Here is a 15,303-nt window from a genome sequence, read left to right as displayed (position 1 = left end):
GGCTCAGGGAGCCTGCTGCCGGCCCTCGCCGCTCGGGGTCGGCGCGGGGGTGGGCGTCGGCGTCGGGGTGGGCGTGGGCTTTCGGCTCGGCGTCGGTGTCGGCGGGCTCGGACTCGGCGCCGGGCCACCGGAGTCGGAGGGGGCCGGGGATGACGGGTCGGGGCTCGGACCCGGGCTCGGGCCCCGGCCGCCGTGCGGAGCCGAAGGGCTCGGGGAGGTACCGGACTCCGGGGTCGCCCCGCCCTTCCCGCCGGTGCCGGACTCCTTTCCGGGGCCGGCCGGCCGCTCGTTGCCCACCTTGTGCGTGCCGCCGGACCAGATGGTTCCGCCGCCCTGGCTGATCGCCGTGCCGGAGAAGGCCTCGTACGCCCCGAGGCCGCCGAGCGCGATGGCGAAGGCCGCGCCCGAGGCCACCGCGGTCCGCTTCCAGCCCCGTACGCGGGTGCCGTGGACGGTGGCCGCGCCGAACTCCTCGGAGGGCGCCGCCGCACGGAGCAGCAGGGTGCCCTCGGGGGCCATCTCCCCGCCGGGCGGCGGGACCTGACGGGCCCTGGGGCGGGCGCTCTCGCGCAACTGGTCGCCGGTGCGCTTGAAGAGGTGCTGGATGACGGGGCCGCCCGCGGTGGCGACCACGCTGACCACGCCGGCGCCGAGGATGGTCCCGTAGACGCCCAGCTTGGAGGCGAGCAGGGCCGCGGCGACGGTGGCGAGGGAGGAGCCCGCGATCTGGGCCACGCTCAGATCGAGCTTCTTCTTCTCGGCGCCTTCCGTGCCTTCCGCGCCGTCCGCCCGGTCCGCCCGGTCCGCGAGGGACCCCGGTTCGACCTCTGGCGTGGCCTTCTGACCCATCCTCATCCCCTGCTGTGTTCTGCCTCTCGCGACCTCTCGCGCTTCACCGCTCTCAGCACTTACTGACCGCTGGGCGAAACGGATAGTTCCGTTTCTGGTGATTCTGTGAAGCAGGACACGCGAAATCGGGCGCGGGCGCAGGTCCCGCCCGATTCGGGGCAGCCCAACTCCCGCCGCCCGCGACAAGTTCGGCGGCGCGGCGGTCCACCCAGGTGGCCCGAATGGAGTACTGTGGCGAGCCCTGGGGCCGTCCTTCCTTACGGATGTCCGGACTCGGGAGAGGGGGCCGACTGATGGAGAAACGGCACTCGAGACCGGTGATGCCGCGGCATTGCACGCATTTCTGATGCGCACAGTAACCGTTCGGTCACTGTGTGTGCCCAACAGGTAACCGTGCCATAACGGCGATCAAGGGCGCATGCCCGACACGCCGGTTGAACTCGGCAAGGTTGTGGCAGGCTGCACCCGGGCAGGCCACACTCGACTAGCGGAAGCAGCGACGCACGTGACGTCGGCAGGCACCACCCGGGAGGTCCCCATGCCCGAACTGCGTGTCGTGGCCGTCTCAAATGACGGCACACGACTGGTGCTCAAGGCTGCGGACAGCACGGAGTACACGCTTCCGATCGACGAGCGGCTGCGGGCTGCCGTGCGCAACGACCGCGCGCGCCTGAACCAGATCGAGATCGAGGTGGAGAGCCACCTCCGCCCCCGTGACATCCAGGCCCGTATACGGGCCGGTGCCTCCGCTGAGGAGGTCGCCCAGCTCGCCGGCATCCCCGTCGACCGCGTACGCCGCTTCGAGGGCCCGGTGCTGGCCGAGCGCGCGTTCATGGCGGAGCGCGCCCGCAAGACGCCCGTACGCCGCCCCGGAGAGAACACCGGACCCCAGCTCGGCGAGGCCGTGCAGGAGCGGCTCACGCTGCGCGGCGCCGAGAAGGAGTCCGTGCAGTGGGACTCCTGGCGCCGCGACGACGGGACCTGGGAGGTCCTGCTGGTCTACCGGGTCGCGGGCGAACCGCACTCGGCCAGCTGGACGTACGACCCGCCGCGCCGGCTGGTCGTGGCCGTGGACGACGAGGCCCGCTCGCTGATCGGCGAGGCGGACGACCTGCCGGCGACGCCGGAGCCGAGCTTCCCGTTCGTGCCGAGGATCGCGCGCCTGCCGAGGGACCGGCCGCTGGACCGCGCCCTGGACCGGCAGTTGGACCGGCAGTTGGAGCGGACGGCCCACAACGCGGCGCCCGCGCCGGAGCCCGAGGAGGAACGGGACACCCTGACGAGCCTGTTGGAGGCCGTACCGAGCTTCCGCGGCGACCTGGTGGTCCCGGAACGCCCCGAGCCCCCGGCGGAGGAGGAGCCGGAGGCGGAGGAGCCCCCGGCGGCCTCGGCGAGCGCCGGTGCCGGCTCCGCGTACGCGGACGTCCTGATGCCGCGCACGGTGGCGGGCCACCGCGACCGCCTGACGGGCACCACGGACCGCCAGGCGGAGGCCGACGGCGTCCGCCCGGGCCGCCGCGCGGCGGTGCCGAGCTGGGACGAGATCGTCTTCGGCACGCGCCGCAAGAAACAGGAGTAGCCCGGGCGGCAGCTCCCGCCCGGCCGCAGCTCCCGCCCGGGCGCAGGACCGGCCCGGGCGCAGCCCCCCGCTACTGCGGGTCCGGGCCCGTGGCCACGGGCCGGGCCGGGTCCGCGGACCATTCCGACCAGCTGCCCGCGTACAGGGCGGCCGGAATCCCCGCGACCGCCAGCGCGAGCACCTCGTGCGCCCCCGAGACGCCCGAACCGCAGTACACCCCCACCGGCGCCCCGCCCGAGGCACCCAGCCCGGCGAACCGCGCCCGCAGCGCGTCCTCCGCGAGGAACTTCCCGTCCGCGCCCACGTTCTCCGTCGTCGGCGCCGACACCGCTCCCGGGATGTGCCCGCCGACCGGGTCGATCGGCTCGACCTCGCCCCGGTAGCGCTCCCCCGCCCGCGCGTCCAGCAGGATCCCGCTGCGCGCGAGCGCCGCCGCGGCGTCCGCGTCCAGCAGCCCCGCCGCCTCCGCGTTTGGCTTGAAATCGCCCTCCGTAACGGTGACGGTGTCGGCCGTCACCGGCCCGCCCGCCGCCGTCCACGCGGCCAGTCCGCCGTCCAGCACCCGTACGTCCGTGTGACCCGTCCAGCGCAACAGCCACCACCCCCGTGCCGCGGCCCAGCCGAGACCCCCGTCGTACACGACCACCGGCGCGTCCGCCGAGACCCCGGCGCGGCGCATCACCGCCCCGAACTCCTCCGGCTGCGGCAGCGGGTGGCGCCCGCCCGCTCCCGGCGGACCTGCCAGTTCGCGGTCGAGGTCCACGTACACCGCCCCCGGCAGGTGGCCCGCCTCGTACGCGGAGCGCAGGTTCGGACCGCCCAGCTGCCAGCGGATGTCGAGCAGCACCGGCGGCCGCGGCCCGGCCAGCTCGTCCATCAGTTCGGCGGCGGAAATGATCACAGGGGGCGCAGAGTTCGCAGTCATGCGGCCCATCTTCCTCCCCCCTCCTCAGCCCGTGTAACAAGCCCGACACCGACAGGCCGCATCGATTCGGTCATCTCTCCCCGCAACGGCGAAACCCGGCCGGTCGAGGCGCGCCGGACCCGTCGTAGTGGAAGCATCTGGTCCGGGATGAGCGACGACGGAGGAGACGGCTGACATGACCGAGGAACCGGAAGAAACGCGGCGCCCGCCCGGCACGCCGTGCTGGTCGAGCCTGATGGTGCACGGCCTCGGGACGACCGAGGCCTTCTACACCGACCTGTTCCGCTGGGAGTACGAGCCCGGCCCCCAGCCCTTCGGCCCGTACGTCCGCGCCCTGCTCGACGGCCAGGAGGTGGCCGGCATCGGCGAGATGCCGCCGGACCGGCACCTTCCGGTGGCCTGGACCACGTACTTCGCCACCGACGACGCGGACTCGACGGCCGAGACGATCCGCTCCTGCGGCGGCACGGTCGCGGTGGGCCCGCTGGACGCGGGCGGCGAGGGGCGGGTGGCGATCTGCTCCGACCCGCTGGGGGCGATCTTCGGGATCTGGCAGGCCGAGGAGCACATCGGGACCCGGCTGTCCGGCGTCCCCGGCACCCCGGTCTGGGCCGAGCTGGTCACGCAGGACACGTCGACCGTCGGCAAGTTCTACGAGCACGTCTTCGGCCACGAGGCCGAGACGCACGCCACGGCCACTTCCGACTTCGACTACGTGACGCTGCTGCTGGACGGACGCCCGGTCGCCGCCGTGCACGGGGTCGGGCGCTCGCTCCCGCACGACCGGGGCCCGCACTGGATGACGTACTTCGAGGTGGAGGACGTCGACACGGCCGCGGCCCGGGTCCACCGGCTGGGCGGGCGCGTCATCCAGCCGCCCCGCGAGGGGCTGACCGGCAGGGTGTCCACGGTCACCGACACGGAGGGCGCGGTGTTCACGCTCGTGGAGTCACGCCCCGCGAACGGCCGCTGACTGCAGGGGCGTTCAGGCCGGGTTGACCGGGAGGACGTCCGGGGAGAGCGCGCCGGCGTGGGCCGCGGCGCTCGTCATGCGGCGGCGGTGGTGGCGGCGGCACAGCACCTCGTAACCGACCTCCTCCGGCGACCGGTTGACGTCGCCGACGACGACCTGCTCGCCCTCCACGACCATCTCGCCGCCCACCGTGCGGGCGTTGTGCGTGGCGCGCGCCCCGCACCAGCACATCGCCTCCACCTGGAGGGTCTCGATCCGGTCCGCCAGCTCGATCAGGCGCTGCGAGCCGGGGAAGAGCTTGGTGCGGAAGTCGGTGGTGATGCCGAAGGCGAAGACGTCCAGGTCCAGGTCGTCCACGACGCGCGCCAGCTGGTCGATCTGGTCGGGGGCGAGGAACTGCGCCTCGTCCACGATGACGTAGTCGACCTTGGCGCCCTTCGACATCTGGCCCACCAGGTACCCGTACAGGTCCATGTCCGGGCGCGCCTCGACGGCTTCGGTCACCAGTCCGAGGCGCGAGGAGAGCTTGCCCTCGCCCGCCCGGTCGTCGCGCGTGAAGATCACGCCCTGCAGACCCCGGGCCGACCGGTTGTGGCCGATCTGGAGCGCCAACGTACTTTTCCCGCAGTCCATCGTGCCGGAGAAGAACACCAATTCAGGCATGGAAGGAACGGGACCTTTCGGGTCGTGGTCGGCGGGAGGGGCGTACGGGGGGGGCAGGAGGTCTCAGGTGCGGATTTCGAGCAGCGGGACCAGCTGCTCGGCCGCGGTCATGGAGCCGTGCATTCCGGCGAGCGCCGATTCGTTGGGCTCGTTCACGGACGCGGTGATCGCGGCATCGGTATACGCGGCGGCGACCACGTCGCCGATCCGGCCGAGCACGCGCTCGTCGCACTCCCCCGGCGGCCCGAACCAGCCCAGCTCCAGGGCCTCTTCGCGGCTCGCGATCCAGAACCGGTCGCCCAGCACCTCGCGCCACACGGTCAGGACATCGGCCTCGGCGCCCGGTACGGCGTACACGTGCCGGGCCCGGCCCTCGCCGCCGAGCAGGGCCACGCCCGCGCCCAGCTCCCAGTCCTCGTCGTAGTCGATCCGGGAGTCCTCGTCGAAGGGGACGTCCACCATGCCGTGGTCGGCGGTCACGTACAGCGCGGTGCGCGGCGGGAGTTGTTCGGCGAGCCGCTGCACCAGCCGGTCGACGTACATCAGCTGGCCGCGCCAGGCGTCGGAGTTCACGCCGTGCCGGTGGCCGGCCCCGTCGAGCTCGCTGTAGTACGTGTACACGAGGGAGCGGTCGCCGGCCGCGAGCCGCTCGGCCGCGAGGTCCATCCGCTCCTCGCCGGTCATCCGGCCGAGGAAGGTGCCGCCGCTCAGCGCGACCTTGGTGAGCGGGGTGGTCTGGAAGGCGGGCGAGGACACCTGCGCCGTCGCCACCCCCGCCTTGTCGGCCTGCTGGAAGACGGTCGGGTACGGCTGCCAGGGCTTCGGCGGGGTCCAGGGGTGCCAGCGGAGCTGGTTCATCAGCTCGCCGGTGGCCGGGTTGCGCACGGTGTAGCCGGGCAGGCCGTGCCGGGCGGGCGGCAGGCCGGTGCCGACGGAGGCCAGCGAGGTGGCGGTGGTCGCCGGGAAGCCCGCGGTGATCGGGCGGCCGGTGCCGCCGCGCGAGCTGCCCAGGAGGGAGGTCAGGTACGGGGCCTCGTCCGGGTGGGCCTTGATCTGCTCCCAGCCCATGCCGTCGACCAGGAACACGCAGTTCCGGTCGGCCGGGGTGAGCTCGGGGATCGCGGCGGTGAACCCGGGGACGCCCTGGCCGGCCACGAGGGTCGGCAGCAGGTCGGCGAGCGAGCCGGTGCCGTACTCCGGGACGGGGGCGCCGGTGAGGTCCAGCAGCTCCGGCTCGTCCCAGTTCGACGGTGCGGAGTAGGACATCAGCGGGCGGAGGCGGAAGTCGCCGCTGTCGCTTCGGAGAGTGCCTGCGCGAAGACGAGGGTCTGGCGGACCGCCTCCGGGCCGTCGCCCGCCTCGCTGACGCGCAGGCTGAGGTCGTCGGCGGTGGAGTTGCCGGTGTAGCCGTGGTCGGAGTCGCAGTTCGGGTCGCCGCAGGCGGCGGGCTCCAGGTCGATCCGGGAGACCGCGCCCCAGCCGATGGTCAGGACGACCTCGCGGGGCAGGGTGCCGGGGGTGTACGACTCGGGGTTGGCGACGACGCGGCTGAGCACCACGGAGGAGATGGCGCCGATCTTGACGGACTCGGTGGAGGTGGTCGCGTACGGGGACGGGGACCCGGCGTCGGCGGCCTGCTCGTCGGTGTGGCTCACGATGAAGCGGTTGCCGGTCAGGACCAGGACGGTGACGTGCCGGCGCACCTCGTTGGAGTCGAAGGTCGTCTCCTGGTGGACCAGGTACGACGAGACCGGCTCGCCGCCCACCGCGGCCTCCACGGCCTCGGCCACGAGGGCCGGGTAGTAGCCGCTGCGCTCGATCGCCGTGCGCAGCCCCTGGGTCGTCGTACCGGATTTCGCCATGAGGTCCATCCTAAGGCCCGTACGGGGCGCCCCGGGCGCCCAAGGTCGCGTCTTCCCGAGGTTGCTCCCGAGGTTGCCGGGCCGGTCAGTAGCTGGGGAGCGTCCGGGGACCGAGATCGGTGCGGGCCGGCGGGTGGGCCACGCGGACGGCGGCGCTGAGCACGGAGAGGCCCTCGGTGGCGACGACGACGGGTTCGAGCGTGACGCCCACCACTTCGGGGTGGTCGTCGACGAGCCGGGACAGCCGCAGCAGGAGCTCTTCGAGAGCGGGGGTGTCCACGGGGTCGCTGCCGCGCCAGCCGAAGAGGAGGGGTGCGGTCCGGATGGACCGGATCAGCCCGGCGGCGTCCCGGTCGGTGGCGGGGACGAGGCGGTGGGCGGTGTCGCCGAGCAGTTCGGAGGCGACGCCGGCGAGCCCGAAGGAGAGGACGGCGCCGGCGGCGGGGTCGATCACGGACCGCACGACGGTGTCGACCCCGCGGGGCACCATCGCCTGGACGACGGGGAGCAGCTCGCCGGGGGTGCCGAGGAGGTCGGTGAGCTCCTCGTACGAGCGGCGCAGGTCGGCCTCGCCTCCGAGGTCGAGGCGTACGCCGCCGAGGTCCGCGCGGTGGCGCAGGTGCGGGGCGGTGGTCTTGAGGGCGACCGGGTAGCCCAGGCTCCGGGCGGCCCGGACCGCGGCGTCGGCGCTGGGCGCCGGAAGGGTGGGGAGCACCCGGATCCCGTAGTGGGCGAGCAGTGCGGCGGCGTCGGGCTCGGTGAGGGTGAGCACGCCGTCGCCGACATCGGCCAGGAGGTCGGCGAGCCGGGCGGCGGCCGCGGCCTCGTCGATGTCCTCGTACTCGGGGACCTGCCCGGCGTCGGCGTTGGCCCGCCGCCACTGTCCGTACCGGACGGCCTCGGCGACGGCCCGTACGGCCCGCTCGGCGGCCGGATACGCCGGAATCCGTACCTCCGGTCCGATGAATCCGCCCTCGTCCTCGTCCGTGGGGCGGGGGCGCGGGGACAGTGCCCCCATCGCGGGCGCCGCGCCCAGCCCCGCCGGGGACAGGGCGTCGACGAGTTCGGCCAGTTCCACGTGGACCACCGCCACCGGCTTGCCGGGGTGCGCGGCCACCGCGTCCCGCAGGGCCTCGGCCAGGTCGTCCTGCGGCTCCTGCTCGTTCACCCACGGGATGACGGTGACGATCACCGCGTCGTTCTCGGCGGAGCCCAGCGCCGTGCCCAGCGCCGCCCGGAAGTCCTCCGGCGTCGCCGCCGTCGTCAGGTCCTGCGGGGCCCCGGGCTGCAGCCCCTGGGTGAGGCAGGCGTCGTACGTGAGGACGCCGAGCGACTCCGAGTTCCCGAGGATCGCCACGCGCGGCCCGGCCGGCAGCGGCTGCGAGGCCAGCAGCAGCCCGACGTCCACCAGCTCCGTCACCGTGTCGACCCGGATCACCCCCGCCTGCCGCAGCAGGGCCGAGACCGTGGCGTCCGGCAGCCTGGTCCCGGGGACCACGTGCCCCGCCGGGGTGTGGCGGCCGCCCCTGGCGACGACCACCGGCTTCACGGCGGCCGTCCGCCGCGCGAGCCGGGTGAACTTCCGCGGGTTGCCGAGGGTTTCGAGGTACATCAGCGCGACGTCGGTGGCCTCGTCCTCGTACCAGTACTGGAGGATGTCGTTCCCGGAGACGTCCGCCCGGTTGCCCGCCGAGACGAAGGACGACAGCCCCTCGCCCCGCCGCAGCAGCGCGGACAGCAGCGAGATGCCGATCGCCCCGGACTGGGTGAACAGCCCGATGCGGCCCCGGATCGGGGCGGGCGCCGGGGTCAGGGAGGCGTTGAGCCCGACCTCGGGGGCGGTGTTGATCACGCCGTACGCGTTCGGCCCGATGAGCCGCATCCCGTACGAGCGCACCTGGCGCACCAGTTCGCGCTGCCGGTCGAGCCCGGCCGCGCCGCTCTCCCCGTACCCGGCGGAGAGCACCACGAGCCCCTGCACCCCGTGTTCGCCGCAGGCGGCCACGGCTTCGGGGACCCGCCCGGCGGGGACCGCGATCACCGCGAGGTCGACGGGGGCGTCGACGGCGCCGAGTGCGCGGTAGGCCCGTACGCCGTCCAGCAGATCGGTGGTGACGGCCTCGTTCACGGCGTAGAGGTGGCCGCGGAAGCCGCTGTCGCGCAGGTTCCGCAGGGCCGCCGCGCCGACGCCCCCGCCGGAGCGGCTGACTCCGATGACGGCCACGGAGCGGGGGGCCAGCAGCCGCTGCACGGAGCGGGCCTCGGCGCGCTGCTCGCGGGCGCGCTGCACGGCCAGGGACTCGGCGGTGGGTTCGAGGTCGAGGGTGAGGTGGACGGAGCCTTCCTCGAAGCTGCGCTTCTGCTCGTACCCGGCGTCCTTGAACACCTTGATCATCTTGTTGTTGGCGGGCAGCACCTCGGCCGCGAACCGGCGGATGCCCCGCTCGCGGGCGACCGCGCCGATGTGTTCGAGGAGTGCGGAGGCGACCCCGCGGCCCTGGTGGGCGTCCTGGACGAGGAAGGCGACCTCGGCCTCGTCGGCGGGGGCGGAGGCGGGCCGGCCGTCGGGGCCGATCCGGTCGTAGCGGACGGTACCGATGAACTCCTCGCCGATGGTCGCCGCGAGGCCGACCCGGTCCACGTAGTCGTGGTGGGTGAACCGGTGCACGTCACGGGCGGAGAGCCGCGGGTAGGGCGCGAAGAAGCGGTAGTACTTCGACTCGTCGGAGACCTGCTCGTAGAAGCTGACCAGCCGGCCCGCGTCCTCCGTGGTGATCGGCCTGATCCGGGCGGTGCCGCCGTCGCGCAGGACGACGTCCGCTTCCCAGTGGGCCGGGTACGAGGGGTCCGACGCGGTGGTCATGCGGCGATCTTAAGGCCAGGACTGGCCGAATAGCTCCTGCGCGGCGCACGCGGCAGGCATGGGCAAACCAGGGCAAGCTGGGGTGGGTCGAACGGCGGTGGATCCGGGCCGAAGGTCGGTCGGAGCATGAGGGGCGTCGTGAGAGACTGGTCTAGACAACCGTAAGAACCTGAAGGGCATCACCATGGCAGAGCGCCGCGTCAACGTCGGCTGGGCCGAGGGCCTGCACGCTCGTCCCGCCTCGATCTTCGTCCGCGCGACGACCGCTTCCGGCGTCCCGGTGACCATCGCGAAGGCCGACGGGAACCCCGTCAACGCCGCGTCCATGCTCGCGGTGCTGGGCCTGGGTGCGCAGGGCGGCGAGGAGATCATCCTCGCGTCCGACGCCGAGGGCGCCGAGGCGGCGCTGGACCGCCTCGCGAAGCTGGTCGCCGAGGGCCTCGACGAGCTCCCCGAGACCGTCTGACCCTTCGGGTTCACCCCGGGCACACGAAGAAGCCGCGGCCACCACCGGTATTCCGGTGGCCGCGGCTTCTTCGTTCCGCCGAAGCCGTGCGAGCCTTTTCGGGAATTCATCGCATGCACGCAGGACGCGAGCGCATCCAACGTATGCGGTGCGAATTCAGCCGCAGCCCTCACTCTTTAATACGCCGCTTTTGTTAATACGGACCGCTCGCCGTGTTTACGGCATGTTGCGAAGTCCTCACCCGCAGCCGGTGCGCCCCGGCCGCGCGGTCCGCGTGGATCGCGGTCAGCGCCCGGGCCCGCTCGGCGTCACCCCGGGCGACCGCGTCCACGATCGCGCCGTGCTCCGCCCAGGAGTCCGCCGGCCGGGCCGGCGCCTCCACGGCGTACATCCAGGCCACCTTGTGCCGCATCTGCGTGAGCAGCACGATCAGCCCGGGACTGCCGGAGGCCTGGGCGAGGGTCTCGTGGAACCAGCCACCCAGGGACCGCAGGTCCTCCCCCTGGCCCCGCCTGGCCCGCTCCTGGCCCAGCCTGACCAGCCCGCGCAGCACCTTGAGGTGGCCCTCGGTACGCCGCCGGGCGGCGCGCGCGGCCGCCAGCGGCTCCAGCAGCAGCCGCAGTTCCAGGAGGTCGGCCGCCTCCTGCTCGGTGGGCTCGGCCACGCAGGCTCCCGCGTGCCGCCGGGTGGTGACGAAGCCCTCGGACTCCAGGGTCCGCAGCGCCTCGCGGACGGGGACGCGGGAGACCCCGTACCGGCGGGCCAGCAGTTCCTCCGTCAGCCGGGCGCCCGGTTCGAAGACCCCGGAGACGATGTCTTCGCGGATTGCGGTGCATACCGCGTGCGCAGGAATACGCAAGTCCGGACCTCCGCCTATTTCCGATTGCCGACTGCCGTACCGGAACTCTATTGCACCGGGCGATAAATTCCGAGCGCGGACGGGAATGGCAGATACTTACAGCCAACACGAAGGCCCCGGCTCGGGGAGCCGGGGCCTTCGGTGGAAGTGCTGCGGGTCAGACGTTGACGCCGTGCTGGCGCAGGTACGCGACCGGGTCGATGTCCGAGCCGTACTGGGCACCGGTACGGGCCTCGAAGTGCAGGTGCGGGCCGCTGGAGTTGCCGGTGGAGCCCGACAGGCCGATCTGCTGGCCGGCGGTGACCTGGTCGCCGACGGAGACGCTCAGCGAGGACATGTGGCCGTACTGCGTGTACGTGCCGTCGGCGTGCTTGATGACGACGTTGTTGCCGTACGCGCCGCCCCAGCCCGCCTCGACCACGGTGCCGAGGCCGACCGCGTGCACCGTGGTGCCGGAGGCCGCGTGGAAGTCGATGCCGGTGTGGCTGCCGGAGGACCACATGCCGCCGCCCGCGTGCCACTGGGTGCTGATGTAGGACTCGTCGACGGGGGCGACGAAGGTGTTGAGGCGCTTGCGCTCCTCCTCGCGGGCGGCGCGCTCGGCGGCGTCGCGCTCGGCCTTCGCCTTCTCCTCGGCCTTCTGCTTGGCCTCGGCGGCGCGCGCCTTCGCGTCGGCCTCCGCCTTCGCCTTGAGGGCCGCGGCCTCGGCCGCGTGCTCCTGGGCGTCGGCCTGGGCCTCGATCTGGCCCGGGAGGTCCTCGGCCGTCACGACGGCGTTCAGGCCGGTGTCCTCCATGGAGGGGGCCTTGTCCGACGCGGCGAACGCCGGGCCTGCGAGGGAGCCGACGACACCCGTGGTGGCGAGGGCGGCTATGCCGGCGTAACCGGCGGTCTTGCGGCTCAGACGACTGGAACCACGGTGCTTACCGGCGGCACGACTGCCAAACGCCATGAAGGGGCTGATCCTTTCCTTCCTTCTCGCCTACCGGGTTAGCTGACGGGTTCGGAGCAGGAAGGTCTCCTACGGGCCCCCTCTGACGAGGCGGTCCGATTCACCCCAGGGACACATGTGGGTCCCCGGCTCCCCAGGCTCGCGCCTGACGGGGACTCGGCGATCGCTGCCCGGTGCCGCGGATGCGGCGCGTACAACTGACGGACAGCACGGCCGACGCTAGGCGGATCATCAGTCAATCGCCAAACAGACACGTGTTTTTGTTGCATACGCCACACCCCATACGAGCAACCTCTCCGCGAAACAGACAAAAAGGGCCCCGGCGGACAAGCCGCCGGAGCCCCTTGAAATGTCCGTCAGTTGGTGACGACGGTGACCTCACCGATCCCGAGCGCGCGCACCGGCTCCTCGATCTGCGCGGCGTCGCCCACCAGGACCGTGACCAGGCGGTCCACCGGGAAGGCGGCCAGGACGGCGGAAGTCGCCTCCACCGTGCCCGTCTGGGCCAGCTGCGCGTACAACTGCGCCTGGTAGTCGTCCGGGAGCTCCTGCTCGACCTGGTCGGCGAGCGTGCCGGCGACGGCCGCGGCCGTCTCGAACTTCAGCGGGGCCACGCCCACCAAGTTCTGCACCGCCACGTCCCGTTCGGCGTCGGTCAGGCCGCCCTCGGCGAGGGTGCGGAGCACCTTCCAGAGGTCGTCGAGCGCCGGGCCGGTGTTGGGGGTGTCCACCGAGCCGCTGATGGCCAGCATCGAGGCGCCCTTGCCGTCGGCCGTGGAGCGCAGCACCTGGCCGAAGGCGCGCACGCCGTAGGTGTAGCCCTTCTCCTCGCGCAGCACCTTGTCCAGGCGCGAGGTGAGGGTGCCGCCCAGGCAGTACGTGCCGAGCACCTGCGCCGCCCAGACCCGGTCGTGCCGGTCCGGCCCGATCCGGCCGATGAGCAGCTGCGTCTGGACCGCGCCGGGCCGGTCCACGATGACCACGCGGCCGGTGTCGTCGGCGGTGACCGGCGGGACCGGGAGCGGCTCGGCGGAGTTGCCGGTCCAGGTGCCCAGGGTGTCCCCCAGGACGGCGTCCAGGTCGATCCCGGTCAGGTCGCCGACGACCACCGCGGTGGCGGTGGCGGGGCGTACGTGGGCCTCGTAGAAGGCGCGTACGGCCGCGGAGTCGATCCGGGCGACCGTCTCCTCGGTGCCCTGGCGCGGCCGGGACATGCGCAGGGTCGACGGGAAGAGCTGCCGGGAGAGCTCCTTGGCGGCCCGGCGCTGCGGGTTGGCCAGCTCGTGCGGGATCTCGTCGAGCCGGTTGCGCACCAGCCGGTCGACCTCGCTGTCGGCGAAGGCGGGTGCGCGCAGCGCCTCGGCGACCAGGCCCAGCGCCTTGGCCAGCCGGGAGGCCGGGACCTCCAGGGAGACTCGCAGACCCGGGTGGTCGGCGTGCGCGTCGAGCGTGGCGCCGCAGCGCTCCAGCTCGGCCGCGAACTCCTCGGCGGAGTGCTTGTCGGTGCCCTCGGACAGCGCGCGGGCCATGATGGTCGCCACGCCGTCCAGGCCCTGGGGCTCGGCGTCCAGCGGGGCGGCGAGGTTGACCTCGACGGCCACGACCTGCTGGCCGGGCCGGTGGCAGCGCAGCACGGTCAGGCCGTTGGGCAGCGAGCCGCGCTCGGGGGCCGGGAAGGCCCACGGGCGGGCCTGGCCGGCCTGGGGCTGCGGGTGGAAGGTCATCGTGACGGCTGCGGTGTCGCTCACTGCTCCGCCCCTTCGTTCTCGTCGCTCTCGCCGTTCTCGCCGGCTTCTGCCGGGAGCGGCTCGTACACCAGCACCGCGCGGTTGTCGGGGCGCAGTCGGGCCGCGGCCACGGCCTGCACCTCCTCGGCGGTGATGTCGAGGACGCGTCCGACCGCGCTGAGCGCCAGCTGCGGGTCGCCGAACAGCACCGCGAAGCGGCACAGTTCGTCGGCGCGCCCGGCCACCGTGCTCAGCCGGTCCAGCCACTCGCGCTCCAGCTGCGCCTGCGCGCGCTCCATCTCCTCGGCGGTCGGGCCCTCGGCGGCGAACCGCGCGAGCTCCTCGTCGACGGCCGCCTCGATGGCGGGCACCTCGACGCCGCTGGAGGTCTTCACGTCCAGCCAGCCCAGCGAGGGCGCACCGGCGAGCCGCAGCATGCCGAAGCCGGCCGCGACGGCGCTCTGGTCGCGGCGTACCAGGCGGTTGTGCAGCCGGGAGGACTCGCCGCCGCCCAGCACGGTCAGTGCCACGTCGGCGGCGTCGCACTCGCGGGTGCCGTCGTGCGGGAGGCGGTAGGCGGCCATCAGCGCGCGGGCCGGGACCTCCTCGACGATCTCCTCGCGCAGCTCGCGGCCCATGATCTCGGGCAGGGCGCCGTCGCGCGGCGGCTGCTTGCCGTCGTGCCCGGGGATGGTGCCGAAGTACTTCTCGACCCAGGCGAGCGTCTGCTCGGGGTCGATGTCGCCGACGACCGACAGCACCGCGTTGTTGGGCGCGTAGTACGTACGGAAGAAGGCGCGGGCGTCCTCCAGGGAGGCCGCGTCCAGGTCGGCCATGGAGCCGATCGGGGTGTGGTGGTACGGGTGGCCCTCGGGGTAGGCGAGGGCGGTCAGCTTCTCGAAGGCCGTGCCGTACGGGACGTTGTCGTACCGCTGGCGGCGCTCGTTCTTGACGACGTCGCGCTGGTTCTCCATGGACTCGTCGTCCAGGGCGGCCAGCAGCGAGCCCATCCGGTCGGCTTCCAGCCAGAGCGCGAGCTCCAGCTGGTGGGCCGGCATGGTCTCGAAGTAGTTGGTGCGCTCGAAGCTGGTGGTGCCGTTGAGCGAACCGCCGGCCCCCTGGACCAGCTCGAAGTGCCCGTTGCCGGGTACGCTCGCCGAGCCCTGGAACATCAGGTGCTCGAAGAGGTGAGCCAGGCCGGTTCGCCCCTTGACTTCGTGGCGCGAGCCGACGTCGTACCAGAGGCAGACCGCGGCGACCGGGGTCAGGTGATCCTCGGAGAGCACCACGCGCAGGCCGTTGGCCAGCCGGTGCTCGGTCGCTGTCAGGCCGCCGGAGCCGGCCTGGGCTGTGGCCGTGTGACCCATGGGCATGTGGTCCCTTCGATCGCGATGCAGAGTTTTCCGTCAGACCTGCCACTGTATGCAAGCGCGTCGGGCACCGGAGAAGTTCCCGACTCACACTCACCCACGCCTCCGTCCGGGGGTGACCCCAGGGTCGGAGTCGGCGTTGTCGGTGCCTCGGGCCACAATGGTCCGCGACAACCCCGTCAACACCGATCAGACCAGCCGCCAGACCCCCAGCA

The 15,303-nt window shown here is 73.1% G+C and carries 13 protein-coding genes and 1 riboswitch; of the genes, 3 read left to right on the top strand and 10 right to left on the bottom strand.

Annotation, left to right across the window (positions count from 1 at the left end; translation table 11 throughout):
- Positions 1 to 3 precede the first annotated feature (3 nt).
- Positions 4 to 849, bottom strand: coding sequence for a hypothetical protein (locus tag IF02_RS0106655; RefSeq protein WP_078621926.1), 846 nt, complete (start codon positions 847 to 849; stop codon positions 4 to 6).
- Positions 850 to 1,387: 538 nt separating this feature from the next.
- On the opposite strand from IF02_RS0106655, the gene sepH reads away from it, so the two are divergent.
- Positions 1,388 to 2,428 carry a septation protein SepH gene (gene sepH / locus IF02_RS0106650; RefSeq protein ID WP_030154333.1) on the top strand — a complete coding sequence of 347 codons (1,041 nt, stop codon included), beginning with the start codon at positions 1,388 to 1,390 and terminating at the stop codon, positions 2,426 to 2,428.
- Positions 2,429 to 2,498: 70 nt separating this feature from the next.
- On the opposite strand, the gene IF02_RS0106645 is transcribed toward sepH, so the two are convergent.
- Positions 2,499 to 3,353 carry a sulfurtransferase gene (locus IF02_RS0106645; RefSeq protein WP_030154332.1) on the bottom strand — a complete coding sequence of 285 codons (855 nt, stop codon included), beginning with the start codon at positions 3,351 to 3,353 and terminating at the stop codon, positions 2,499 to 2,501.
- Positions 3,354 to 3,528: 175 nt separating this feature from the next.
- On the opposite strand from IF02_RS0106645, the gene IF02_RS0106640 reads away from it, so the two are divergent.
- A complete protein-coding gene (locus tag IF02_RS0106640; RefSeq protein ID WP_030154331.1) occupies positions 3,529 to 4,326 on the top strand; it encodes a VOC family protein in 798 nt (265 codons plus the stop codon).
- 12 nt (positions 4,327 to 4,338) lie between these two features.
- Here IF02_RS0106640 and IF02_RS0106635 read toward each other — a convergent pair whose 3' ends face one another.
- The 4 genes from IF02_RS0106635 to IF02_RS0106620 all read right to left on the bottom strand — a co-directional run bounded on the left by IF02_RS0106635 (position 4,339) and on the right by IF02_RS0106620 (position 9,714).
- Positions 4,339 to 4,989 carry a thymidine kinase gene (locus IF02_RS0106635; protein ID WP_030154330.1) on the bottom strand — a complete coding sequence of 217 codons (651 nt, stop codon included), beginning with the start codon at positions 4,987 to 4,989 and terminating at the stop codon, positions 4,339 to 4,341.
- Positions 4,990 to 5,052: 63 nt separating this feature from the next.
- Positions 5,053 to 6,255 (bottom strand): alkaline phosphatase family protein, encoded by a 1,203-nt coding sequence (locus IF02_RS0106630; protein ID WP_030154329.1) that lies wholly within the window; start codon positions 6,253 to 6,255, stop codon positions 5,053 to 5,055.
- Entirely contained in the window at positions 6,255 to 6,851 is a 597-nt protein-coding gene (locus tag IF02_RS0106625) for a DUF5998 family protein (protein WP_030154328.1), read from the bottom strand. Before IF02_RS0106625 ends, IF02_RS0106630 begins: the two co-directional genes overlap by 1 nt.
- Before the next feature lie 85 nt (positions 6,852 to 6,936).
- Positions 6,937 to 9,714 (bottom strand): bifunctional GNAT family N-acetyltransferase/acetate--CoA ligase family protein, encoded by a 2,778-nt coding sequence (locus tag IF02_RS0106620; protein WP_030154327.1) that lies wholly within the window; start codon positions 9,712 to 9,714, stop codon positions 6,937 to 6,939.
- Between the two features lie 184 nt (positions 9,715 to 9,898).
- Between IF02_RS0106620 and IF02_RS0106615 the strand changes: the two genes are divergently transcribed.
- A complete protein-coding gene (locus IF02_RS0106615; RefSeq protein WP_030154326.1) occupies positions 9,899 to 10,180 on the top strand; it encodes an HPr family phosphocarrier protein in 282 nt (93 codons plus the stop codon).
- Positions 10,181 to 10,373: 193 nt separating this feature from the next.
- On the opposite strand, the gene IF02_RS0106610 is transcribed toward IF02_RS0106615, so the two are convergent.
- The 4 genes from IF02_RS0106610 to IF02_RS0106595 form a co-directional block, all read right to left on the bottom strand.
- Positions 10,374 to 11,039, bottom strand: coding sequence for a GntR family transcriptional regulator (locus tag IF02_RS0106610; RefSeq protein ID WP_030154325.1), 666 nt, complete (start codon positions 11,037 to 11,039; stop codon positions 10,374 to 10,376).
- A gap of 157 nt (positions 11,040 to 11,196) precedes the next feature.
- Entirely contained in the window at positions 11,197 to 11,991 is a 795-nt protein-coding gene (locus tag IF02_RS0106605) for a M23 family metallopeptidase (RefSeq protein WP_030154324.1), read from the bottom strand.
- Between the two features lie 12 nt (positions 11,992 to 12,003).
- Positions 12,004 to 12,163, bottom strand: a riboswitch (cyclic di-AMP (ydaO/yuaA leader).
- Positions 12,164 to 12,347: 184 nt separating this feature from the next.
- Positions 12,348 to 13,715, bottom strand: a complete 1,368-nt coding sequence (locus tag IF02_RS0106600; RefSeq protein ID WP_030154323.1) for a M16 family metallopeptidase — start codon at positions 13,713 to 13,715, stop codon at positions 12,348 to 12,350.
- A gap of 20 nt (positions 13,716 to 13,735) precedes the next feature.
- Positions 13,736 to 15,085, bottom strand: coding sequence for a M16 family metallopeptidase (locus IF02_RS0106595; protein ID WP_030154322.1), 1,350 nt, complete (start codon positions 15,083 to 15,085; stop codon positions 13,736 to 13,738).
- Positions 15,086 to 15,303: the final 218 nt, after the last annotated feature.

Source organism: Streptomyces sp. NRRL S-244 (genome assembly GCF_000717915.1).
Classification (GTDB): Bacteria; Actinomycetota; Actinomycetes; order Streptomycetales; family Streptomycetaceae; genus Streptomyces.
The sequence above is the reverse complement of the archived record's forward strand: the minus strand, read 5'-3'. Positions and strand labels throughout refer to the sequence as shown.